This is a genomic window from Paraburkholderia sp. BR10937 (genome assembly GCF_040965695.1).
In the GTDB taxonomy this organism is placed as follows: Bacteria; Pseudomonadota; Gammaproteobacteria; order Burkholderiales; family Burkholderiaceae; genus Paraburkholderia.
On sequence record NZ_JBFRCL010000019.1, the window covers coordinates 118,414 to 141,463 of the forward strand.

Genomic DNA, 23,050 nt, shown 5'->3' on the forward strand with positions numbered 1-23,050 from the left:
CATGATGTTGGCAGGGACGATTTCGACGCATGAAACGGAGCGCTTCACGCCGTACACGAAGATGGCGCGACACGGTATCGAGAACGTCATGGCGCTCGCGGCGCGAGAAGACGCTGACTGAGCCCTCAGGCTGCGCGTTTCGGTGCTACATCGCGATCTTCCCCAGCGTGGACTCTTCTGTCTGTTCGCCCAGCATCGATCGAAGATCGCGCTCGATCTGCGCGCACAACGTCGAGATCGGCACGTCGTTCGCACTGCCTTCGAATGGATTTTCCGTGCTGTCGCCCACCTGGTCGAGCGAGGTGTACATCCACGATACGGCGACGCTGCATGGCACGACGAGCCATATCATGTTGCCGTGCATGAAGCCCGTCACACTTGCGTTGAGCTTGTCGAATTCGCTTAACAAGCCAAACGGAAAGAGCAGGCAGAAGAAGCGGACGAACAATGCGCTCACGGTCGAGTATTGACGAGGATACGGAAAATTCTTCAACTGCTCCGCCTTTGCCTGCAGCGTAACGAAGTCGCCCAGGGCGCGTTGAAGTTCCAGATAGAACGACAGATTCAGTTTTCCGGTCGTATGGAGCTTTTGCAGGAGCGCGCTTTGGGTATTCAGAAACGCGGCCGCCACATTTGGGGAACCGAGCGCGCGCGCGGTTTCTGGAGCAGACAGATAGGGGCTCAGTGCGTCGTCGAGACTTCTTTCCCATTCCGGTACTGTGTAGTAGCGACGGAATTCAGCGTTGAATGCCTGGCTCATGCTTTCCCATATGCGTGGGCGGCGCAGCGCGTATCGCAGCGCGGTCAGCCAGGCGAGATGGCGGTCGATCAACTGGCGGCTGATGCTTTCGTCGTTCGGAAAATCGCGGGCAAGCTGCCCCCAGCGCCGGCTTGCGCTAACGATGCCGCTCCAGATGTCCTGCGCATCCATCGCCCGGTTGTAGGTCTGAACGTTCTTGAAGCCGACGATGAACGATGTGGCGGTGCCAAGCAGAACGACGATCGTGAGTGGCACCGAAAGCCACGTCATGCTGAAAAACCTGAACAGGATGACGGGCAGCGTGCCCCAGATCGCGAGCGCATAGATTTGCCTGCGGGTCCAGAACAGGAATTCGGACAACTTATAGGACTTGCCGAGATGCATGTCGTATTCGCCTCGCGACGCGGTGAATGATGCGCTGCGCGGATGAACCGCATGACGCCGGTCCCCCGCCTTGATTAGACGTTCGACGCGCGTGACGTGTGACATCGAAACCGCAATTGTGGTTGGCATGAGCGCATGGTCTAGCGCGCAAATCCGATTGGTGCGGAAAAGACAACACGATGGAGCCGTGCATGCGGCTACCGCGAGGCACCGCACGAGCCTACGATTGACTTACGCGACGACCCTCGTTCGAGGCAGCAGGCAGTCGCGCTTCGACACTCATCTACGCAAGGAGAAACGCATGACGCAGCGTATCAACTACATCCAGCAGTCGCCGGAACTCTTCAAGAAGTTCATGGATTTCAGCAATCAACTGAAGGAGAGTGTGATCGAGGAGTCGATTCGCGACCTCGTTTCGATCCGCGCTTCGCAGATCAACGGCTGTGGGTTCTGCGTCGATATGCACGTGAAAGAAGCGCGCATGCACGGCGAGCGCGAACTGCGCATTCATCATCTGACGATCTGGCGCGACTCCACGCTGTTCGCGCCTCGTGAGCGCGCTGCTCTCGCATGGACCGAAGCGCTGACGAAGCTCGACGCGCACGGCATCGCCGACGATATTTACGAGCGCGTTCGCACGCAGTTCTCGGAGAAGGAACTCTCGGACCTGACCTACGACGTGATGGCCATCAACGGGTGGAACCGCGCGAATATTGCGTTCACCACCGTGCCAGGTTCGGCGGACAAGGCATTCGGCCTCGACAAGGCCAATCTGGCCTGATTGCCCGCACTTTTGCTCTTCGCCGCCGGCCCGCTTATGCGGGCCGCTTGACTGGAGGCTCATCATGTCCGGTTTCAATCATGCCGCTATCGCCGCGCTCCTCGCCACGCAGGCGTTGGTATGCTGCGCGCAGGCCGCGCCGCCCGAAGCAATCGTCACGCCGCTCATGACCAGGGCGCTCGACGACTATCCGGGCAAGGAAGCGCTGATGATCAGCGTGGAGTATCCGCCGGGTGCCGTGGACCCCGTGCATCGGCACAACGCGCACGGCTTCATCTATGTGCTGGAAGGTTCGATCGTCATGCAGGTGAGGGGCGGCAAGCAGGTTACGCTTTCGCCCGGGCAGACGTTCCATGAAGGCCCGAACGACGTCCACACAGTCGGGCGCAACGCGAGCCAGACGAAGCCCGCGAAGTTCATCGTGCTGTTGCTGAAGGAGAAGGGGGCGCCGGTTCTCGTGCCCGCGAAATGAGCGGCGTTTTCGTTGCCCGGTTCCAACGCGGCGCGCGATAGCGGGCAACCCGGTGGAACGCCTGGGTCAAGCGATATTCCAGCCCGAGAGTTGAGCCGCGACGAAATCGACGAAAACGCGCGCGCGCGTGGGCATGTTCTTTCCGAAAGCATGAATGGCGTGCACAGGGACGCACGCCAGCGCCTGATCGGGCAGCACGGGCTGCAACCTCCCGGCGGCCATGTCGTCCCGTACTGCGATTTCCAGTATCTGCGCGATACCCAGCCCATTCAATGCCGCCACGCGCATTGCGTCGCCGTTGTCCGCGTCGAACCTGCCTTCGATGGACATGGAGGTTCCATCGGCGAAAATCAGAGGGTACGCCCTGCCGCTGAGCAGGTAGCGCACATGCCGATGCGCAGCGAGATCCGCAACCACACGCGGTGTTCCCCGCTCGCGCAGATAAGCGGGTGACGCCACCAACGCCAGCCGAAGACTCGCGAGCGGCAGCGCATGCAGGCCGCTGTCTTCCAGCCATCCCGCTCTGATAGCGATATCGATGCGATCGCGAATCAGGTCGGCGTGGCGGTCGCTGACGCTCACGTCGAGTGCGAGTTCCGGATGGGTTGCCATGAGTTGCCGGGCAAGCGGGTCGAGCAACAGGCGGCCCAATTCGCTAGGCAGGCTCACACGCAGCCTTCCCGTGGCGGAGGCCGGCGAGCGCAGCACCTCTTCCGCGCCTTCCAGGCCACGCATGAGCGGCGCAACACGCTCGTAGTACGCCTGACCCTCGATGGTGAGGACGAAGGCGCGTGTCGAGCGTTGAAACAGCGTGACGCCCAGGCGCTTTTCGAGCCTTGCCACGCTCTTCGATACGGCGGACGGCGTTGTGCCCAACGATTGCGCTGCAACGGTGAACGAGCCCGTCTCGACTGCGCGAACGAATGCGGGGAGGCCGCTAAAATTTTCTGCGGACATGATGTGACAAACAGGAACAAGTGAAATTGCCGTTGTGTGACTTCAGTGATCCGGAGGCCATTGCTAAATTCTGACTGTACGCCGGACAGGCGGAATATAGCGGAGATAACATGAATCGGTTCATCAACAAGGTTGCCGTCGTCACCGGCGCGAATAGCGGAATCGGCCTGGCCACCGCCAGGTTGCTGGTTGAAGAGGGCGCGCACGTCATCATGGTGGGGCGGCGCCCGGAAGCCGTCAATGCAGCCGTGGCTGATCTCGGCGACCGGGCGCTGGGCCTCACGGGGGACCTCGCGGACCCGAAAACGCACGATGAAGTGGCCGCGCTGGTGTCCCGGCGCTTCGGCGGAATTGACCTGTATTTCGCGAATGCTGGAATCAACACAATCGAAGCGTCGAGCGAAGTGAGCGCCGAATCCTATGATGCGCACTTCGCGGTCAACACGAGGGCGGTTTTTTTCGGCGTGCAGCGGATGGTTCCGCTCATGCGCGAACGCGGAGCCATTCTGTTGACGAGTTCAATCGCGAGTTCGAAAGTGTTCGAAGGGCACGCGGTTTATGCTGGCACAAAGGCAGCAATCGAAGCCTTCGCGCGGAGTTGGGCGATCGAGCTCAAGGCGCGCGGCATTCGCGTGAATGTCTTGAGTCCCGGACCCGTCGACACGCCCATACTTTCGAAGCTTGGTGTCGCGAATGACGAGCGGCCGGCGTTCGAAGCGGCCATAGCGGCGCGCATTCCGCTAGGCCGCCTCGGACGTCCCGAGGAGCTTGCGCGCGCGGCGCTCTTTCTCGCGAGTGACGATGGCAGCTTTATCAACGGCGTCAATCTGCGCGTCGACGGCGGCATGGCCCTCAATTGAATTCACGCGTGACACCGCTCAGTTCGCCGCGCTCTGGTAGGTTGCGACGTAGCGCGCGTGTGCAATGATCTTGCCATGCATCTGGAACGCCACGAGTGCCGGGCTCGACGCCGGACTCACATCGATATGCGGTACGTCGAGTGCATAAGCGGTGACGACATAGCGGTGGGGCTTGCCTTGCGGCGGACAAGGTCCGCCGTACTTCGATTCGCCGAAATCAGTGAGCGTTTCGGTGACGCCTGCCGGCAGTCGCTGCGTGTTGCCGGAGGCGCCCTTTTCCAGCGATGTCTGCGAAGCCGGGATATTGACCACGGCCCAGTGCGTCCAGCCAAGGCCGCCCGTCGGGGCGTCGGGGTCATGAATCGTCACGACGATGCTGCGCGTACCGGCCGGAACGTTCGACCACGAAATGCGTGGCGACACGTTCTCGCCGTGGCAGCCGAATCCGCTGAATACCTGTTCATTCCTGAAGCGGCCATGATCCAGATCGGCGACTTGCAGGGAAAACGTTTCGGCGGTTGCGACTGCGGGCAGCGCTGTGAACAGCGCGAAAGCGCACACAGTTTTTAGCGGCATGAGAAGCGATCGCATGGCAGGCTCCTGTGGATTGAGAAAAAGTCCGTTGACTTTTCCATCGAACAGTAACGCCCCGGGAGGCGGCACGAAAGCCGGATCCGGGCAATCACGGCGTTGCCTTGCATGCAACAAACACGCCCCCTTGCGCGTGGTAAAAATTATTCGTTCGCAAGGTCCTGGACGGGTCACTTCGGCGAGGACAGAAGAGGGAGGGGCCGCTCCTCTTCCACGCAAAACGCCATCCAGGTTTTCCGGTGAAATTCAACCGTGGTCTGCGGGGCAGGCTAAATCATGCTGTCCAAAGCAATCCGTCCGGGAGCGAAGTATGGCACTGTCACCGATCTCGAGCGATTCTTCGGAGAATGCGCCGACCATCTCTGAGTCGCGACAGCACAACTTGCCGGTTTCCGATATGCAACCGGCCGATAGGGAGATGGCGCGGGTACTCGGGACTACACCGTTTCGCATGGCTTTGGATGCATCCGGTGCCGGGATTGCCCACTGGAAACATGAACCGCTGCACGATGTCGTGGAGCCCATGACTCATCACGTCATCATGGCTTACAACGGTACCGTGCAGCGAATGGAGCGGCGAACGGGAAGATCGGCGGTGAGCGGAACGTTTCGTCCCGGCGTAGTGATCGTCATCCCGGAGGGATCGAGTTCCCGGTGGGATATCCCGAAGCCTGTGGATGTCGTTCAACTCTATCTTCCACATGCAACGCTCGAGCGCGTCGCCAACGAAGCCGACGTCGCCACTCCGGTCGAACTCCTGGAGCGAACGGCGCAGCCCGATGCGGTTACGTCCCGTTTGCTCTTGAGCGCGGCAGATGCCGTGGGCGGCAATGAAGCGCTGGACACGTTGTTCCGGCAGCAACTGATAGACCTGCTGGCCACGCGCCTCCTGGCTGCACACACCGGCTCTCCAGCGGCGATTCAGCCGGTCAGGGGCGGCCTGGCGCCGAAAACCCTGCTTCGCTCGGTCGAACGCTTGCGTTCGGATAGCGATGCGGACGTGTCGCTCGCGGCGCTCGCCTCGGAGGCCGGTCTTTCGCGGTTTCACTTCTGCCGTGCCTTCAAGGAAAGCACCGGGCTTTCGCCTCATGCCTGGCTGCGTCAACACCGGCTCGAGCAGGCCATGAACATGCTGCGCGACACGGAAGCGTCGGTCATGTCGGTCGCCGCGGCGCTTGGCTATGCCTCCCAAACTGCATTTACTGCGGCGTTCCGGAAGCTAACCGGAGAAACGCCGAGCGACTGGCGACGAAGCGCCTGTTAGCAGCAATCTCGCCACAGCCCCGTCAATCGCACGAAGCCAGGTCCTGGACGCCCTGTCCAGGCGCAGTCGGCAAAGCTCGTGGTTCGCAACAACGCACGTGTTAACAGCAATCGCTCTGCAATCGGATCAATCGCACTGGAGCAGTTGTGGGCGCAGTTCACTAGATTATGGCTGTGCCCACGACAACGAACGGCGGCGTCAAACCAATGCCCGAAAAAGCTGTACGGCCCAGCTTTCGAACAGATTGAAACGAAAGATTGCTCTGCTGCGACCGTGTGCACAAGGCGGTCAGCTTACCTAACTACAGGAACCCATCTCATGCGAATCGTCATCATAGGCGCCGGCTTCGCAGGCATGTACGCCGCACTTTCCGCGGCTCGCCTGCGCGACATCCGGGGCGCTTCGTCCGAAGAACTCGAAATCGCACTGGTGTCTCCAGAGCCGACGCTGGTGGTTCGACCTCGGCTCTACGAACCGAACCCTGAAACCCTCACCGCGCCGCTGCTGGATGTGCTCGAGTCAATCGACGTGGTGTATGTGCAGGGCAGTGTCGAGACGATCGATACCGACTCCCGCACGATGCAGATTGCGACCGGAAACGGCTCGCGCAAATCGCTCGCCTATGACCGACTGGTCGTGGCCACTGGCAGCCGGCTGTTCCGTCCCAACGTTCCGGGTCTTGCCGAGCACGCATTCAGCGTGGACTCGCTCGACGACGCGGTCGCCCTCGACAAACACCTGCATCGCCTCGCCGGGCGTCCGCCTGCGAACGGGCGCAATACGGTCGTCGTGGCCGGCGGCGGCTTCACCGGTATCGAGGCGGCGACCGAAATGCCGGCGCGGCTGCGCGAGATTCTCGGCAATGACGCGAAGACCCGCGTCATCATCGTCGATCGCAACAGCGCGATCGCGCCCGACATGGGTGCGGGTCCCCGACCTGTCATCGAGGACGCGCTGCGCAAGCTCGGTGTGGAAACCCATCTCGGCGTCAGCGTCGCGGCACTCGACGAATCGGGCGTGACATTGTCCAGTGGAGAACACATCGAGACGGAGACTGTGATCTGGGCAGCAGGTATGCGTGCTGCTCCGCTGACTTCGCAGATCCCCGCCGAACGGGACAATTTTGGCCGGCTACTGGTCGATCGCGATCTGCGCGTGCCTGGCGTTCAGGGCGTCTTCGCGACCGGCGATGCGGCCCGTGCCGCCTGCGACGAGGACGGCAACTACGCATTGATGTCGTGCCAGCACGCCACGCGCATGGGCGCCTTTGCCGGCAACAACGCTGCGGCGGAACTGCTCGGCGTTCCGGCCAGACCCTACCACCAGAAAGCCTACGTCACCTGCCTCGATCTCGGCGAAGCCGGCGCGCTGTTCACACGCGGCTGGGAGCGCAAGATCGAGATGGTCGGCGACGTCGCCAAGAAGACGAAACACGAGATCAATACCGTCTGGATCTATCCGCCGAAGGCCGAACGCGCCGCGGCGCTCGCTTCGGCAGATCCGGAGCGTGTCACCGATCTCTGAATGCCTCACCCGCATTTCACGCGTGTTCCTCGCCGGGAGCGCGGCCTGCCCACGATCGAACGAAGGAGCTTTCGAAAATGAATCAGATGATCCTCAACACCGAACACGATGCAAACATGAACTCGAACAACCTCGGCAAGCCGAAGACCGGGGACCTCGTTCCGTCGCGTTACGCGCTGCGGATCGGCGAGATTGACGTGCTGGTGGTCAGCGACGGGGTGCTACCGCTGCCAACGGCGACGATGGCCACCAATGCCGATCCGGCCGACCGGGCGACCTGGCTGGACGACATGTTCCTGCCTCCGGATGCGTTCGACTGGCCGCTGAACGTTGCCTTGGTGCGTAACGGCGACCAGAACATTCTCATCGACTCCGGATTGGGCGGGGAGTACCCGGGCTTTCCGCGGGCAGGGCAGTTGCCTTCGCGCCTCGAGGCTGCCGGCATCGAGCTGGCGTCCGTGACTGACATCGTGATTACCCACATGCACATGGATCACGTCGGCGGGCTGCTCGTCGACGGGGTGAAGGGCCGGCTACGTCCGGACGTGCGGATTCACGTCGCCGCAGCCGAGGTCAAGTTCTGGGAGTCGCCCGATTTCTCCCGTACCGCCATGCCGCCGTCGGTGCCGCCGGTTCTGCGTTCCGCCGCCACACGCTTCTTCAACGAGTACCAGAGCCAGCTGCGGATCTTCGAGGAGGAGTCCGAAGTGGCGCGAGGGGTGATCGTCCGTCGCACCGGCGGCCATACGCCCGGGCACAGCGTGGTGTGCCTCGCGTCCGGTGGCGACCAGCTGACGTTCGCCGGCGACGCCATATTCCCGGTTGGGTTCGATCATCCGGACTGGCACAACGGCTTCGAACATGACCCCGAGGAGTCGGTGCGCGTGCGCATCGGTCTTTTGCGGGAGCTTGCGGCGACCGGCGGCCTGCTGGTCGCCACTCACCTGCCGTTTCCGTCAGTCGGCAGGGTGGCGGTCAACGGCGACGCATTTCGTTGGGTACCGGTCTTCTGGGACTACTGACCACGAGGCCTCGCATGCATACGGGTGGTGAAAGTGCAGGGCGCGAATACGCGGTCGACGACGGTACTTCGTACAGGCGTCGCGCCCAGCATCTTTCGAGCCGTTGATGCGAGGACTTCCGCACAGGAGAACATCATGTTGTCGTACGCGTTGATCGAACGATTTGGCATACTGATCGTCTTTTTGAGTGTATTTGGATCTTCCCTCGGTTTGCCGCTTGCCGCTGCTCCGACATTGATCATGGTCGGCGCCAACATCTTGCGTGCGACGGGTGGTGTGTGGTCAACCCTGATGCACCTGGTCGAGGTGATGGGAGCGGCCGTGATCGGTGGGGTGTTGGGCGACTTCGTGTGGTTCCAATGCGGCAAACGTTACGGCATTCGCTCGCTTTACGCGGTCTGCAACCTGTTGATGGCCCGGCGGATGCCGATCGCGTACATCGAGCGTTTCTTCGGGCGCTGGGGGGTACGCATTCTCATCATCGCGCGATTCGTCCCAGGACTCTCATTTCTTTTGGTGCCGTTGTGCGGTGCCTTGGCGGTGCGGTTACGCGTGTTCATTCTGCACGACGTTGCGGGCCTTGTTGTCTGGGCATCTACGGCATTGGCCACCGGCGCGCTGTTCGCATCGCGGATCGAGCGGACCGTTGCGCTTGTCTTGCGTTTCGGGTGGCCGGCGCTGCTTGCATTGCCGCTCGCCTACGTGCTGTACGTGTCATATCGACACTTCCAGACCGGGATTGACGAAGGGGGAAGCAGAAGTTTGCAAATTGGCCCAGGCGCCTCGAGTGCGCGGTTGTCCGAAAAGATTGTGACATCCTCGGTCACTGGTATCGTCGCAGGAATATCGATGGCTGCTGTTGCGCGATGTCGCGATGGGCTGCGGGTGAGTGATCGCGAGGCGGTGGGGGCGTCGGCTACCACGTACGGGCGCCGGCGATCTGAACTGAGCGTTTCGAAGCGGCCGCAATTGAGCCATTTTCAACGGACTCAGCGGCACCGATTACGGAGCCGTCGTCGTCGCCATGCGCTGATAAACGCGCAGCACCTCGTCGTTGTCCCCCGGACGGCTGCCCTCCCAGTACAGTCGCCAGCCTCCGGCGGGCGGCTGTCCCTGCGCAGGACGGCCCTGTTCGATAAGCCAGTTGCAGGACGTGGCCTGAGGGTCCGCGGTAGGCACGTGCATGATCCCGGCGAAGTAGTAGAGCATGGGCGCTTCAGATTCGCCCAGCCCGCTGCTCGCCATGCAGTCGCCGGCTTTCCAGGTGCCGTTCAGTGTGGCACGCAGATCCTCGAACGGTGCGCGATAGCTCTTCGCGACGTCGAGCCAGGGCAGCAGCAGCGTGCCGACGAGCCCCCATGTGACGATGGCGCCGAGGCACCAGCTGAATACGCCGCGCCAGTTGCCCGCTGACTTGAGCCGGGGCAGCAGCAATCCCCACCCGAGCGTGAGGGCGAGCGCCGCGATGATCAGCTTCGGCTGAATTGGCATCACCCAATCGAGCGGCAGCCAACGGCCGAGCAGATGCAGGGCGCCGTGGGTGTCGGGGGAGGCCGTCATCGTCCACCATACGAACCAGGCAAGCACCACGAACGCGCCGAACACGATACGGCTCGTCATGTCCCAAACAAGGTGCACCCGTTGCGGCAGATAGCGGACTCCCTGCATGGCCAGCAGGGAGAGCGGAGCGATGAACGGCAGGATGTAGAGTTCGCGAACCGTCGCCGACGCCTGCAGTACCGCGAAGCCGATGCCGGAAAACAGCACCGGCAGCGCAACTTCGGGTTCGCGTAGACGTCGCCATGCGCCGCCCGCAAGCGCCACGAGCGCGAGCGGCGCGACTGGAAAGCCGACGGTCAACGCCGTGCGCAGCACAAACAGGTGCCCAACGTTTTCCGAGCCGAGCTGCGCCACTGAAAAGCCAAAGAAGCGGCCGATGTTGTTGTCCCACAGCCAGATCCTGAACAGCGTTTCGGAGCGCAGATAGAGGCAAAGCGGCCAGATCAGCGCGAACGGAGCGAAGTACAGCGCCGAGCGTGCCAGTGAGCGCGCAAAGCGGCTGCTACGGCACGCAGGGTAAAGCAGCATCGCCACGCAGGTGGTCGCACCGAACACGATCGGCACGAACAGGCCTTTTGCCAGAAAGGCGATGCCGATACCAACGCCGAACATCGCGGCGGCATGCCGCGCAGCGCGCCCTTGAATGCGGCTGTCCTCGCAGTCGCTGGACGCATGCTGTGAAGGGGTGGATTCTGGCCATGCGGGTCCAGTGGTGCAGTCTCCATCAGGAGAACGACGCAAGCCGCCGTCCATCCGCAAGTGAGCGCAGACAAGCTCGTAAAGTGCGCCGAACGCCAGCGCAGCGCCGGCCATCAGCGCGACATCCGTCATCATGTCGTGGACATGCTTGACGACCACCAGCGTGCTGGCGAAGAGCGCGAGTGTTCCGGCCACGCGCGGGTCGGACCAGCGCACGGCGCCGGTAGCGCGTCGGGCGAGGCGCGCCGTACAGGCAAGCGTGAGGGCAGCGAAGGCGACGCTCGCGAGACGGGCCGCGTCGTGCAGCGGCAGAAAGCGGCCGAACATCCACGCGAGTGAGGCCGCTACCCAATCGTAGATGGGTGGTTTTTCCACGAAGGGCTGCCCGGCGTTGGTCGGGACGACGAGATCGCCGGTGTCGAGCATGTGCTCGACGATGCCGAAGGTGTAGGTTTCGTCCTGCTTCCACGGATCGTGGCCGAGCGTGCCAGGCAGGAGCCAGGCGCAAACGAGCGCGAACGCAAGCAACCCGACGAACCATCGTGTAGTCGCCAATGCCCGCACGTCTTTGCGAGCACGCGGTAATGCCGGGGTCAACGGCGTGACGGGCGCCGCCGGCCGGTTGCCCGTGGTCAACTCGCACGGGTGCGGCACGTCGAACCGCGTCACGCCATTGGAGACGGAAACCTGTTCGATGCTGACTCCTGCGACGCCGGCGTCATCCTTACTTTCCTGCATGTAACTTCTGCTCCCGGCGCGCGACTATCTGGTCAGCACCTTTCGTTATGGCCGTCGACGGGACAGCTGCCACGAACAGGATTGTAGGCCCGGATTATTACCAAACATTACAGCCCGGTGTAGTGTATTTGAAAGGTTTGCTTCCCACTATGCAACGAGATATTTGCGCAAGCCGTCCTGCATATCTGATTTATTTGCAGCCCTAACAAAACGAGCTGCGGCGAGGGTGAGGAGCGTCGCGAAGACTCCTGTCACCGGTTAGTCACTCAGGCGATGCATTACCGATGCAATGAGGCGATTCGGGGCACGACCGCTCCGTGGTTTCCGAAATGAGTTTCTGGTATTTGTCGGTGGGAACGGCCGATGCGGCGAAATAGCCAACTGTTTGGGAAATAACGATGAGCCGCGTGCTGCTGGCTGACGACGATACAGCCTTTCGTGATGCGCTTCAGACATTGCTGGACGATGCCGGCCATGAAGTCACGACTGCTGGCAATGGCCTGGAAACGGTTTCGGCGGCCCTGGCGGTCACGCCGGACGTGATCGTCTCAGACGTCCACATGCCCGTTCTCGAAGGGCCGGACGCCATATCCATGTTGCGAGCCATCCCACGGTTTTGCCATGTTTCAGTCATTCTCATGTCTGGCGACGACACAGACGCAAGCATTGTTGCCGAAGGTTTTCTCCATAAATCTTTTAACCCAGGCGTGCTTCTCGATGCTCTTGCGAGCCTTTCAGAGCGCAAGAAGTGTGGAAGCGCAAGCGCGCTCCCGATGTCGCATGGCGTCGCGTACGAGGTGGGCGAAACGGGCATCACATCGGCAATGGCGAATCGGCAGCATCAGCGCGTTGCGCGCGCCTGCGAACTGGTGGCCGAGCAGGAGCGCCGGATATCCGGGCTTGAAGGGCGCGGTGTCGAGACCGAACTGGCAATCGACTTGTACGAGACCATGGTGTGTAGCGCCGCGATGCTGACGCGCTTTGAGCAGATCACGGTCGCCCCGACATTTTCCGCTCCATGCTGATCTTGCACTTGCGATGCAGATTTTCGGCGCGTGCACGGCCCGCGAAGGTGAGCGTGTTCTCCGAGTACTTCGCCCAGCATCTCTTGTCGCTGTAACGACCTGTCGGCGTCACATTACGGTTTCACACGCGGCAGCGACATCGAAAAAATGGTCTCCGTCTCATTCGACCTCGTTTCGATGGCACCGTGGTGAGCCCTGGCGATCTCGCTTGCGATAAACTGGCCGACCTGTCGTCTTGACTCTGATCGCCTCGTCCTCGCTCCAGCGACGGCCTTCGACACGTCTTCCCCGGCGTTTAGTGCTGCCAGATACGTTGAAGTCACCCGTAACGCGCGATACTCGGCGGCGAGCTGGTTGAACAGTGAAGCCGGCCCGAGCCCTCAGAAAACCATGCGTTCGCGGGGAGGATCTGGACGTCCCTATCCGTGTGGGGCCCTCGCCTATCGATTTCTTCCGTTGGGCTTCTCTGGCCTGCGGCGTGCGCAAGTCTGCGGCTACGACGTGCAGCATTTGCTCCGCCTCCTTCGCGCAGCTCTACCGATCCCATAGCGGTCGACGCCGGCTGCAGGGTGGCTGCGAACACCTCCCATGCCGCAAGTATCGCCTCCATGTCTCGCACGATAAAGTCTGCAAGCCGCATATCCGCCCCCCATACGGTAAATGGCTTACTGCCGGGGCAAGCGTTACTTATGTTACGCGCATATCGGTCACGGCCTACAATCGAAGGCGTGCCAGTTTCTTCGTGGGCGGTCTGTACGACGAACGCGGGCACGAGTTATGCGGCTTGCGCCGACAGGCGGCGAGGACGCCGCGCGCAATTGCGGAGGGGAAAGTCATGAGGCCAACCGTGTTAGGCGTGTACGACAGCTACGCGAATGCGAGCTCGGCGCAACGCGCACTGGGCGAGGCTGGGATAGTGCAAGCGGATATTGCCATCTACTCGATATCGGTTGATGCTCCCCGCGAAAAGGGGCCACGTGTCTATGTACAGGGTGCTGTCGATACGCACCACCACAAGAAAGTCTTCGATCGACTGGAGCAGTTGTTCACGCGCATCTTCACGAAAGGAGCGTATCCACCCGATGCGGAGGATTACAGGGAATTCATCCGTCGCGGTGGCACGATAGTCAGCGCCGATGTTTCCGAATCACAGGTCGATCAGGCGATTGAAACGATGAGCCGCATGGGCGCCGCCGACATCGAGGAGCGTGCCAATGCGTGGCGTACAGGTTCTGCGAAGGCGCAAGGTCCGGAACACACAGCGCATCCAGGCGGCGGCGTGATCGGCGAACGCGCCAAGCCGCTGGAAGTCACACACGGGTGGCCAGGCGACACGCGGGCCGCATCGGCGGCGCGGCCGACGCCCTCCACGGGTAGCCCTGCCGCGGCAGGGCGAGGGCCGACCCCGGCAGGGGAGAAGCAGCCTCACGCCGCGCAAGCGGCCGACAGCAATGCCGCCGCGGCAAACGCCCAGCGTCCAATGACGGGCTTCATGGGCGACCCGGGTCTCGGCGCCCAGCATGACGACCCACACCCATACGACAGCGAATTTAAAAAGGACTACGACGCACATTACGCGAACACGGGTGCGTCATTCGACGAGTATCGACGTGCCTACTCACACGGCGCCACGCTCGGACGCGATGAGCGGTTTCGCGGGTCCGACTGGCAGGGCGTGGAAGCGAGTGCGCGCGCGAACTGGGAGTCGCGATATCCGGAAAGTGGATGGGAGCGCTTCAAGACAGCTGTGAGGCACGGTTGGGAACGTGTCAGGGGCGGGGGATAGTTCAGAAGTCGGGCGCGCCAGGCTCTGAAAGCATCGACAGATTTGCTGCACGCGACGAACGCCGGTCAATTTAGTTAAGACTCCTACTAGTTACACGAACAAATCCGCGCCGAATACCGGGTTGATGGCGCGAGGTCTGTAACTCGTCTGCACGAAAGCCTGCGGGAATATCAAATCAACCTGTTCCGGTTGCCAGTCCTCCGCCGTTTCAAACCCGCCCGCGCAGGCCATGCTTGCGAATTGAAAGGTGGGTATCCGCAATTACCCCAAGGCAAAGACGCTGGCATTTCTCTGCTGGGCGTACTACGATTGCGCCCAATGTTACCGGTTACAGTAAACGGTAACATTGCGATGAGCAAAGCCGCACTTCACCCCGGCGCGGCGGGAAGCGACCATTATCAATAGAACAGGAGACACGAGATGAATCTGGCCACCAACGTGCGAAGCCGCTCCAGGGTTCGCTGGTGGGTTGCCGGCCTCATGTGGGCGGCGATTGCGATCAACTACATCGACCGCACGGTGTTGTCGGCGGCGGCGCCGCGCATCCAGTCGCAGTTCCATCTGAGCGCGGTCGAAATGGGTGTCGTCATGTCGGCGTTCTTCTGGTCGTACGCGTTGCTGCAATTGCCCGCGGGGTTTCTCGCCGACAGGCTGGGCCAGAAGAAAGTGCTGGGTTTCGCGGTGCTCTGGTGGTCGCTCGCGACTGCGGCCACGGGCGTCGCGAACGGTTTCAAGTCGCTCGTCGCGTTGCGCGTGGCGCTTGGCGTGGGCGAGGCGGGCGCGTATCCGAGCAACGCGGGCATTGCGTCGAAGTGGTTTCCGCGCAGCGAGCGCGCGACGGTCGCGGGCATTTTCGACAGCGGTTCGAAGCTCGGCGGCGCGATCGCACTGCCGCTTATTGCTGCGATGCTCACGGCGTTCGACTGGAAGATCACGTTCGCGCTCACGGGTTTGCTCGGCCTGATCTGGTACGTGGTGTGGCAATTCACCTTCAGCGATTCGCCGCGTGACCACAAGCGGGTCAATTCCGAGGAACTCGCGCACATCGAGAGCGATTTGCTGGCGGAGCAAAGCGACCGGGCGGCGAGACCCCCGCTGCGCAAGCTGCTCGCGCATCGCAACATCTGGGCGATGTGCATCGGCTTTTTCATGATCAACTACAACTCGTATTTCTTCATCACCTGGTTGCCCACGTATCTCGTGAAGGCACGTGGCATGACGTTGATGGAAATGGGCTGGATGGCGTCGCTGCCGCTACTCGTCTCGATCGTGGTCGAGATTTTCGCGGGCTGGGCGTCGGATCGCGTGTTCGCCTCGGGCAAGCTTTCGCTTACCGCCACGCGCAAGCTCTTTCTCGTGATCGGCTTGCTGATGGCATCGAGTATTGGCTTCGCCGCGTTCGCCGATTCGGCCGCCGTCGCGGTGCTGCTCCTGTGCATCGCGAAGTCGGGCACGACCGTGGCAGCTTCGCAGGTCTGGGCGCTGCCGGCCGACGTCGCACCGCGCAACGCCGTGTCGATGGTTGCGGGTGTGCAGAACACGGTATCGAACATCGGCGGCGTGGTTGGCCCGATCGTCACGGGCGCGATCGTCGGCGCGACGGGTTCGTTCGTGCCCGCGCTCGTGGTGTCGTCGGCGCTGATCGGCGTGGCGATCGTCAACTATCTGTTCCTGCTGGGCAAGGTCGAGCCGATTCGTCTCGACGGTGCTTCGCCGCAGCCGCAGGCGCGCGAGTACAGCAACGCCCCCTAACTGCACCGGATCGACCTTCGTTGTGTCGATGAAAAATTCCCGCTAGTCCCCTCGAGCCGGAATCCGTAGTACTCCTGTAAATATTAAAACCAGACAGGTCACCTGTATGAAAAAAGCACTTTTCGCAGCGGCCGGGCTTTTGTCCGTCGCACCCGTCGTGGCGCAGGCCCAGAGCTCCGTCACGTTGTATGGTCTCGTCGATGCCGGTATCGGCTACGTCAACAATATCAAGGGCGGCTCGGCGTTCCAGCTGACGAGCGGCCGCCTGAGCGGCAGCCGTTGGGGCCTGAAAGGCAATGAGGATCTCGGCGGCGGGTTGAGCGCCGTGTTCACGCTCGAAGGCGGTTTCAAGCCCAGCGACGGCACGGCCGCGCAGGGCGGGCGTCTGTTCGGCCGCAGCGCGTTCGTGGGCATTGCGAAGAGCGGCATCGGCACGTTCACGCTCGGCCGCCAGTATGAACCGCTGGCGGATCTGGTCGCGCAATACGCGGGTCCGGGCACGTGGTCGCCGTCCACGCACGTGGGCGACAATGACAACCTGAACCAGACGTTCCGTATCAACAACGCGGTGAAGTTCCGCAGCGACACCATCGCGGGCTTTACCGTCGACGGTATGTACGCGTTCAGCAACCAGGCGGGCGGCTCGGCCGGGCAAGGCTTCGGCAACAACCGCGCATGGGGCATCGCCGCGAACTACGTGAACGGGCCGCTCTCGATCGGCGGCGGCTACGTGCTGCTCGATCATCCGAACACGACGACCAACACGAGCGGCGCGATCGGCGGCGCATCGAGCACGACCGGCGACGACTACAGCGGCGGGTTCTTCTACGGCCTCGACGGCGGCGTGGCCCGTCAGCAGATCGCTGTGGCCGGCGCGAACTACAAGATCGGCAGCGCGATTGCGGGCTTTGCGTTCAGCCACACGGAACTCAACTACAACGACGGTTCCACGCGCAAGTTCAACAACTACGACGCGAACCTGCGCTACCTGCTCACGCCGGCCACGACGCTGATCGGCGTCTACACGTTCACGGACGGCCGCGCGAACGGCCTGCCGGGCACGGGCGGCGCGACGCTCAAACCGAAGTGGCATCAGTTCACACTGGGCGTGGACTACGCGCTCTCGAAGCGTACGGACGTCTACCTCTCGGGCACGTATCAGCTGGCGGCCGGCGACGCGTCGACGCGCGTGGGCTCGACTTACAGCCGGATCGCGGCGATCGCGTATGCGGGCGGCGCATCGTCCACGAATCGCCAGGTCGACGTGTTCACGGGCATCCGCACGAAGTTCTGAGCGCGCTTTCAGGCGCTACAAGCAAAAGGCCTCGCGATGTCGGCGAGGCCCTTTTGCGTTGTCATCGCGACGCGATGAATCTCAGGCCGAGCCGCGCTCGATCAGCGTGAAACCGACGTCGACTTTCGCGCGCTTGCTCGTGCCGGTCTCGATCTTCTCGATCAGCATGGACGCTGCCAGCTTGCCGATCTTCGTGCCGTCGATGCGAATGGTCGTGAGCGGCGGGTCGGTGTCGGCGGCGAAATTCTGGTCGCCGTAGCCAATCACCTTGAGGCGGCCCGGCACGTCGAGCCTGCGCGCATGGGCTTCCATGAGCACGCCGAGCGCCATGATGTCGGCGCCGCAGAAGATCGCGTCGATCTGCGGATGGTCGTCGAGCAGCTGCGCGAGCGCGCGCCGTCCGTCGCCGAGATGCGCGGGCGAGGGCACGGCGGCCACGGGAATCTCGCGCTCGCTGGCGAAGGCTTCGATGAAGGCTTTCGCGCGCATTGTCGCCCGGCGGTCGCCCGGCGTGACGATGGCCGGATGCCGCGCGCCGCGCTCGCGCAGATAGCGCGCCGCCGCTTCGCCCACGCGCGTGTGCGAGAAGCCGATCAGCATGTCGAGCGGCGAGCGCGTGATGTCCCACGTTTCGACCACGGGAATGCCGGCTGCACGTAGTTTCTGCCGCGACGCCTCCGAGTGGATCACGCCGGTGAGCACGATGCCGGCCGGACGCCGGCCGATGATGGCGTCGAGCAGCGCCTCTTCGCGCGATTCGTCGTAGCCGCTCTGGCCGAGCAGCAACTGGTAGCCGGCCGTCTCCAGCTCCGCGGTCAAGGCAGCGACGGTTTCCTGGAACACGCTGCCCGCCATCGCCGGGATCAGCGCGACGACGAGATGGCTGCGATTCGAGGCGAGCGAACCCGCGATCAGGTCGGGCGTGTAGCCCGTTTGCCGCACGGCTTCGCGCACGCGTTCCAGCGTTTCGACCGAAACGAGTTCGGGATTGTTGAGGGCGCGAGATACCGTGACCTTCGTGACCCCGGTCAGACGGGCCAGATCGCTGAGCGTGACCCGGCCGGTGTTCTTGCGGGCACGCCGCGACGCGGTGCCGGCGGCGGGCGGGGCGAATTCTGTCGAGGTCTTGGTCACGGGCGCGGGCGCTCCTGCTGCAAAAAGGTGTTGGCAATTATCCCAAAACTGTACTACGATGGCACCTATGTTACCGGTTACATTAACCGGTAACTGTGTTCCAGAACGAAAGGCGGCGCGTTCCCCGGCGCGGCCAGCAACCATCTCGCATGGGACCGGAGCAGGTGCCGCTGCGCGCCCTCCGGATCGTCAGCGGAGACAGGCGAATGCTCCAGTCCAACAAGTCCTATAACGGGCCGTTGATCCGGCTCAACCCGAACGACAACGTCCTGATCGCGCGCGAGCCGCTGACGATCGGGCATCAAGTCACGATCGAAGGCGCGGCGATTCGCCTGCGCGCCCAGGTCGCCGCGGGCCACAAGGTGGCGGCGCGGCGCATTGCGTCGGGCGAGCCCATCCGCAAGTACGACACCGTGATCGGCGTGGCCGCGCGCGACATCGAGCCCGGCGACCACGTCCACACGCACAACATCACGCTCGTCGATTTCGATCGCGATCCGGGTTTCGGTCTCGACGTGAGGCCCGTCGACTACGTCGCGCCGGAACAGCGCGCGACGTTCAACGGCATCGTGCGGCCCGACGGCCGCGTCGCGACGCGCAACTTCGTCGGCATCATCGCGTCGGTCAACTGCTCGGCCACGGTCATTCGCCATATCGCCGATTACTTCACATCCGAGCGGCTGCGAGACTATCCCAATGTCGACGGCGTGGTCGCGTTCGCGCAAACCAGCGGCTGCGGCATGTCCTCGCCGAGCGAGCACTTCGACGTGCTCCGCCGCACCATTGCGGGCTACGCGCGTCATCCTAACCTGGGCGGCGTGCTGATCGTCGGGCTGGGTTGCGAGCGCAACCAGGTCGGCGATCTGCTCGACTCGCAAGGCTTGAAGACCGGCAAGGCAGTGCACGCGCTGGTGATGCAGGACACGGGCGGCACGCGCGCGACGATCGAAGCCGGCATCCAGGCCGTGCAGGCCATGCTGCCCGCTGCAAACGACATCGTGCGCACGTCGGTGCCCGTCAGCCATCTGAAGATCGGTCTCGAATGCGGCGGCTCGGACGGGTTCTCGGGCATCACCGCGAATCCGGCGCTGGGCGCGGCGATGGACCTGCTCGTGCGGCACGGCGGCACCGCGATCCTGTCCGAAACGCCCGAGATTCATGGTGTCGAATACATGCTCACACGCCGCGCCGTGTCGCCCGAAGTCGGCCAGAAGCTGCTCGACCGGCTCGCGTGGTGGGAGCGCTATACGCGCGGCCAGAATGGCCAGTTCAACGGCGTGGTCGGGCCGGGCAACCAGCAGGGCGGCCTCGCCAACATCTTCGAAAAGTCGCTCGGTTCCGCGATGAAGGGCGGCACGACGCCGCTGCAGGCCGTGTACGAATACGCACAGCCGATCGATCGCGCGGGCTTTGTGTTCATGGATTCGCCCGGCTACGATCCCGTCGCGGTGACGGGGCAGATCGCGAGCGGCGCGAACCTGATCTGCTTCACGACGGGCCGCGGCTCCATGTTCGGCTCGAAGCCCGCGCCGACGCTCAAGCTCGCGAGCAATACACCCATGTTCACGCGCCTCGAAGAGGACATGGACATCAACTGCGGTCTCGTGATCGACGGCGAACGCACGATCGAGGAAATGGGTCAGGACATCTTCGATCTGATCGTGCGCGCGGCTTCGGGCGAGCGCACGAAGAGCGAGTTGCTCGGGCTCGGCGACAACGAGTTCGTGCCCTGGCACATGGGTATCGTGAGCTGAGGTCGCGTCACTGCGCACCTCGAATCGACATCAATAGAACAGGTAGGGAGACAGCAGATGCTCAAATCTGCGCAACGGCATGGCCGCTCGAAGATGCGCTGGTGGGTCGCGGGCCTCATGTGGGCCGCGATCGCGATCAACTATATCGATCGCACGGTGCTCTCGGCGGCGGCGCCAAAAATTCAGTCGGAGTTTCATCTCGACGCGATGCAGATGGGCATCGTCATGTCCGCGTTCTTCTGGTCGTATGCGCTGCTGCAATTACCCGCGGGCTTGCTCGCCGATCGCCTGGGCCAGAAGAAAGTGCTGGGTTTTGCGGTGCTCTGGTGGTCGCTGGCTACGGCGATGACGGGCCTCGCAAGCGGTTTTCGCTCGCTCGTCGGATTGCGCGTGGCGCTGGGCGTGGGCGAGGCGGGGGCGTACCCGAGCAACGCCGGTATCGCCACGCGCTGGTTTCCGCGCAAGGAACGCGCGACCGCCGCGGGCATTTTCGACAGCGGCTCGAAGCTGGGCGGCGCGATCGCCTTGCCGCTGATCGCGTGGATGCTGGCCGCGTTCGACTGGAAGATGACCTTCGTGCTCACGGGCCTGCTCGGCATTGTGTGGTTCGTCGTGTGGCTCGCGAGCTTCACCGATTCGCCCGCCGATCATCCGCGCGTGAATGCGGCGGAACTCGCGCACATCGAAAGCGATAAGGGCGCGCAACGCGCACAGCCGCCCGTGCGTCCGCCGTGGCGCAAGCTGCTTGCGCACCGCAATGTGTGGGCGATGTGCATCGGCTTTTTCATGATCAACTACAACTCGTACTTCTTCATCACGTGGCTGCCCACGTATCTGATGAAGGAGCGCGGCATGAGCGTGCTGCAAATGGGCTGGATGGCCTCGTTGCCGCTGCTCGTGTCGATCGTCGTCGAGATTTTCGCGGGCTGGGCCTCGGATCGCGTGTTCGCGAGCGGCAAGCTTTCGCTCACGGCAACGCGCAAGCTGTTTCTCGTGATCGGGCTGGTAATGGCGTCGAGCATCGGCTTCGCGGCGTTCGCGCACTCGGCGCTCGTGGCGGTGCTGCTGCTGTGCATCGCCAAGTCCGGCACCACGGTCGCGGCTTCGCAGGTGTGGGCGCTGCCCGGCGACGTCGCGCCGCCCAATGCGGTCTCGATGATCGCGGGCCTGCAAAACACGGTGTCGAATCTCGGCGGCGTGGTCGGTCCGATCGTCACGGGCGCCATCGTCGGCGCGACCGGCTCGTTCGTTGCCGCGCTGCTGTTTTCGGCGGCGCTGATTGGCATTGCGATCATCAACTATTTGTTCCTCCTCGGGAAGGTGGAACCCATCCAGTTCGGCGACCCCTCACAGGAGACACGCATACATGAACCCGCAGACTTCAGGGCTTAATCCGTTCAAGGCGGCGCTCGCCGCGCGCAGGAAGCAGGTCGGCTTCTGGCTTTCCATGGCCGATCCGTATCTCGCCGAAGTGAGCGCGACGGCGGGCTTCGACTGGCTCCTCATCGACAGCGAGCACGCACCCAACGAGCTGCGCACGATCCTCGCGCAATTGCAGGCCGTGGCGGCCTACCCGGGCGAGCCGGTCGTGCGCCCCGTGAACGGCGATCCGGCGCTGCTCAAGCGTCTGCTCGATATCGGCGCGCGCAGCCTGCTCGTGCCGATGGTCGATACCGCCGACGAAGCGCGCGCGCTCGTTGCCGCCGTGCGCTATCCGCCGCATGGCATTCGCGGCGTGGGCAGCGCCGTGGGCCGTGCGTCGCGCTGGAGCCTGCGTACCGATTACCTCGATATTTCGGATGACGAAGTGTGCCTGCTCGTGCAAGCCGAAACGGCGACGGCGCTGGGCAACCTCGAATCGATCTGCGCGGTGGACGGCGTGGACGGCGTGTTCATCGGACCGGCCGATCTCGCGGCGTCGATGGGCCATCGCGGCAAGGCCACGCATCCCGACGTGCAGCAGGCGATCGACGGCGCGATTCGCACGATCGTCGCGTCGGGCAAGGCGGCGGGCACGCTCACGTCCGACCCGGCGCTTGCGCGCCATTACCTCGAACTCGGCTGCACGTTCGTCGCGACGGGCGTGGACATCCTGATGTTCGCGAACGCGGCGCGCAAGCTCGCGCGCGATTTCGCGGACGTGCGCACGGCGGACTAAGGCCGCGCGCGGTCGGCTCGCCGGTCACACCCGTCGCGACGGTCTGACGGTTCACGATATCCCTTGTAGTAAGGAGCACGCAGTGAGTTTGGAGTTGACGCGAGGCGAACTGCTTCGACAAGAAAATTTCATCGACGGCAAGTGGAGCGCCGCCGCCGAAGGCAACCGCTATGCCGTGACGAATCCGGCGACGCAAGCCACGCTCGCGCAGGTGGCCAACAGCAGCGCCGCCGACGCTCGCGCGGCGACGGACGCGGCGAGCCGCGCCTTGCCCGCCTGGCGCGACAGGCTGCCCCGCGAGCGGGCGCACGTGCTCAACCGTTGGCACGCGCTCATCGTTGAGAACACCGAGGACCTGGCGCGCCTCATTTCGATGGAGCAGGGCAAGCCGCTCGCGGAGGCGCGCGGCGAGGTCGCGTATGGTGCGTCGTACGTCGCGTGGTTCGCCGAAGAGGCGACGAAGGTCTACGGCGACATCATTCCGCAGACGCAGCGCGGCAAGCGCATGAGCGCGATCAAGGAGCCGATTGGCGTG

At 63.2% G+C, this 23,050-nt stretch carries 19 protein-coding genes and 1 pseudogene; 15 read left to right on the forward strand and 5 right to left on the reverse strand.

Annotated features, from left to right (window positions below):
- Positions 1-145: 145 nt before the first annotated feature.
- A complete protein-coding gene (locus AB4Y44_RS17750; RefSeq protein ID WP_368700396.1) occupies positions 146-1,144 on the reverse strand; it encodes a bestrophin family protein in 999 nt (332 codons plus the stop codon).
- 301 nt (positions 1,145-1,445) lie between these two features.
- Between AB4Y44_RS17750 and AB4Y44_RS17755 the strand changes: the two genes are divergently transcribed.
- On the forward strand, positions 1,446-1,925 hold the full coding sequence (locus AB4Y44_RS17755) for a carboxymuconolactone decarboxylase family protein (RefSeq protein ID WP_342924306.1): 480 nt from the start codon (positions 1,446-1,448) through the stop codon (positions 1,923-1,925).
- 64 nt (positions 1,926-1,989) lie between these two features.
- Positions 1,990-2,397 (forward strand): cupin domain-containing protein, encoded by a 408-nt coding sequence (locus AB4Y44_RS17760; protein ID WP_368700397.1) that lies wholly within the window; start codon positions 1,990-1,992, stop codon positions 2,395-2,397.
- A 66-nt stretch (positions 2,398-2,463) separates the two neighbouring features.
- Here AB4Y44_RS17760 and AB4Y44_RS17765 read toward each other — a convergent pair whose 3' ends face one another.
- Positions 2,464-3,354 (reverse strand): LysR family transcriptional regulator, encoded by an 891-nt coding sequence (locus AB4Y44_RS17765; RefSeq protein ID WP_368700398.1) that lies wholly within the window; start codon positions 3,352-3,354, stop codon positions 2,464-2,466.
- Positions 3,355-3,464: 110 nt separating this feature from the next.
- Here AB4Y44_RS17765 and AB4Y44_RS17770 point away from each other — a divergent pair, with 110 nt between their 5' ends.
- A complete protein-coding gene (locus tag AB4Y44_RS17770) occupies positions 3,465-4,214 on the forward strand; it encodes an SDR family oxidoreductase (protein ID WP_342924309.1) in 750 nt (249 codons plus the stop codon).
- 18 nt (positions 4,215-4,232) lie between these two features.
- On the opposite strand, the gene AB4Y44_RS17775 is transcribed toward AB4Y44_RS17770, so the two are convergent.
- Positions 4,233-4,805, reverse strand: coding sequence for a YbhB/YbcL family Raf kinase inhibitor-like protein (locus AB4Y44_RS17775; RefSeq protein WP_342924310.1), 573 nt, complete (start codon positions 4,803-4,805; stop codon positions 4,233-4,235).
- A 310-nt stretch (positions 4,806-5,115) separates the two neighbouring features.
- On the opposite strand from AB4Y44_RS17775, the gene AB4Y44_RS17780 reads away from it, so the two are divergent.
- The 4 genes and pseudogenes from AB4Y44_RS17780 to AB4Y44_RS17795 all read left to right on the forward strand — a co-directional run.
- Positions 5,116-6,069, forward strand: a complete 954-nt coding sequence (locus AB4Y44_RS17780; protein ID WP_368700399.1) for a helix-turn-helix domain-containing protein — start codon at positions 5,116-5,118, stop codon at positions 6,067-6,069.
- 318 nt (positions 6,070-6,387) lie between these two features.
- Positions 6,388-7,593, forward strand: coding sequence for an NAD(P)/FAD-dependent oxidoreductase (locus AB4Y44_RS17785; protein WP_368700409.1), 1,206 nt, complete (start codon positions 6,388-6,390; stop codon positions 7,591-7,593).
- Between the two features lie 116 nt (positions 7,594-7,709).
- Entirely contained in the window at positions 7,710-8,615 is a 906-nt protein-coding gene (locus tag AB4Y44_RS17790; RefSeq protein WP_368700410.1) for an MBL fold metallo-hydrolase, read from the forward strand.
- A gap of 240 nt (positions 8,616-8,855) precedes the next feature.
- Positions 8,856-9,221: pseudogene (locus tag AB4Y44_RS17795) on the forward strand (DedA family protein); the annotation flags it as partial.
- A gap of 396 nt (positions 9,222-9,617) precedes the next feature.
- On the opposite strand, the gene AB4Y44_RS17800 reads toward AB4Y44_RS17795, so the two are convergent.
- On the reverse strand, positions 9,618-11,612 hold the full coding sequence (locus AB4Y44_RS17800; protein WP_368700400.1) for an ArnT family glycosyltransferase: 1,995 nt from the start codon (positions 11,610-11,612) through the stop codon (positions 9,618-9,620).
- A 398-nt stretch (positions 11,613-12,010) separates the two neighbouring features.
- Between AB4Y44_RS17800 and AB4Y44_RS17805 the strand changes: the two genes are divergently transcribed.
- The 4 genes from AB4Y44_RS17805 (at position 12,011) to AB4Y44_RS17820 (ending at position 17,469) form a co-directional block, all read left to right on the forward strand.
- Complete coding sequence (locus tag AB4Y44_RS17805) at positions 12,011-12,637, forward strand: response regulator (RefSeq protein ID WP_368700401.1); 627 nt, start codon at positions 12,011-12,013, stop codon at positions 12,635-12,637.
- A gap of 856 nt (positions 12,638-13,493) precedes the next feature.
- Entirely contained in the window at positions 13,494-14,423 is a 930-nt protein-coding gene (locus AB4Y44_RS17810) for a hypothetical protein (RefSeq protein WP_368700402.1), read from the forward strand.
- Between the two features lie 420 nt (positions 14,424-14,843).
- Positions 14,844-16,175, forward strand: a complete 1,332-nt coding sequence (locus tag AB4Y44_RS17815; RefSeq protein ID WP_368700403.1) for an MFS transporter — start codon at positions 14,844-14,846, stop codon at positions 16,173-16,175.
- 106 nt (positions 16,176-16,281) lie between these two features.
- Positions 16,282-17,469, forward strand: a complete 1,188-nt coding sequence (locus AB4Y44_RS17820) for a porin (RefSeq protein WP_368700404.1) — start codon at positions 16,282-16,284, stop codon at positions 17,467-17,469.
- Positions 17,470-17,550: 81 nt separating this feature from the next.
- On the opposite strand, the gene AB4Y44_RS17825 is transcribed toward AB4Y44_RS17820, so the two are convergent.
- Positions 17,551-18,603, reverse strand: coding sequence for a LacI family DNA-binding transcriptional regulator (locus tag AB4Y44_RS17825; protein ID WP_368700405.1), 1,053 nt, complete (start codon positions 18,601-18,603; stop codon positions 17,551-17,553).
- A 206-nt stretch (positions 18,604-18,809) separates the two neighbouring features.
- Here AB4Y44_RS17825 and AB4Y44_RS17830 point away from each other — a divergent pair, with 206 nt between their 5' ends.
- The 4 genes from AB4Y44_RS17830 to AB4Y44_RS17845 all read left to right on the forward strand — a co-directional run.
- The gene (locus tag AB4Y44_RS17830) at positions 18,810-20,357 is read left to right on the forward strand and encodes an altronate dehydratase family protein (RefSeq protein ID WP_342924319.1); all 1,548 of its coding nucleotides are present in this window, start codon (positions 18,810-18,812) and stop codon (positions 20,355-20,357) included.
- Between the two features lie 57 nt (positions 20,358-20,414).
- A complete protein-coding gene (locus AB4Y44_RS17835; protein ID WP_342924320.1) occupies positions 20,415-21,749 on the forward strand; it encodes an MFS transporter in 1,335 nt (444 codons plus the stop codon).
- Positions 21,724-22,515, forward strand: coding sequence for a 4-hydroxy-2-oxoheptanedioate aldolase (gene hpaI, locus AB4Y44_RS17840; RefSeq protein WP_342924321.1), 792 nt, complete (start codon positions 21,724-21,726; stop codon positions 22,513-22,515). The genes AB4Y44_RS17835 and hpaI overlap by 26 nt, the downstream gene beginning before the upstream one ends.
- Positions 22,516-22,597: 82 nt before the next feature.
- Positions 22,598-23,050: aldehyde dehydrogenase family protein (locus tag AB4Y44_RS17845; RefSeq protein WP_368700406.1), on the forward strand; the 453-nt coding region annotated here is incomplete at its 3' end.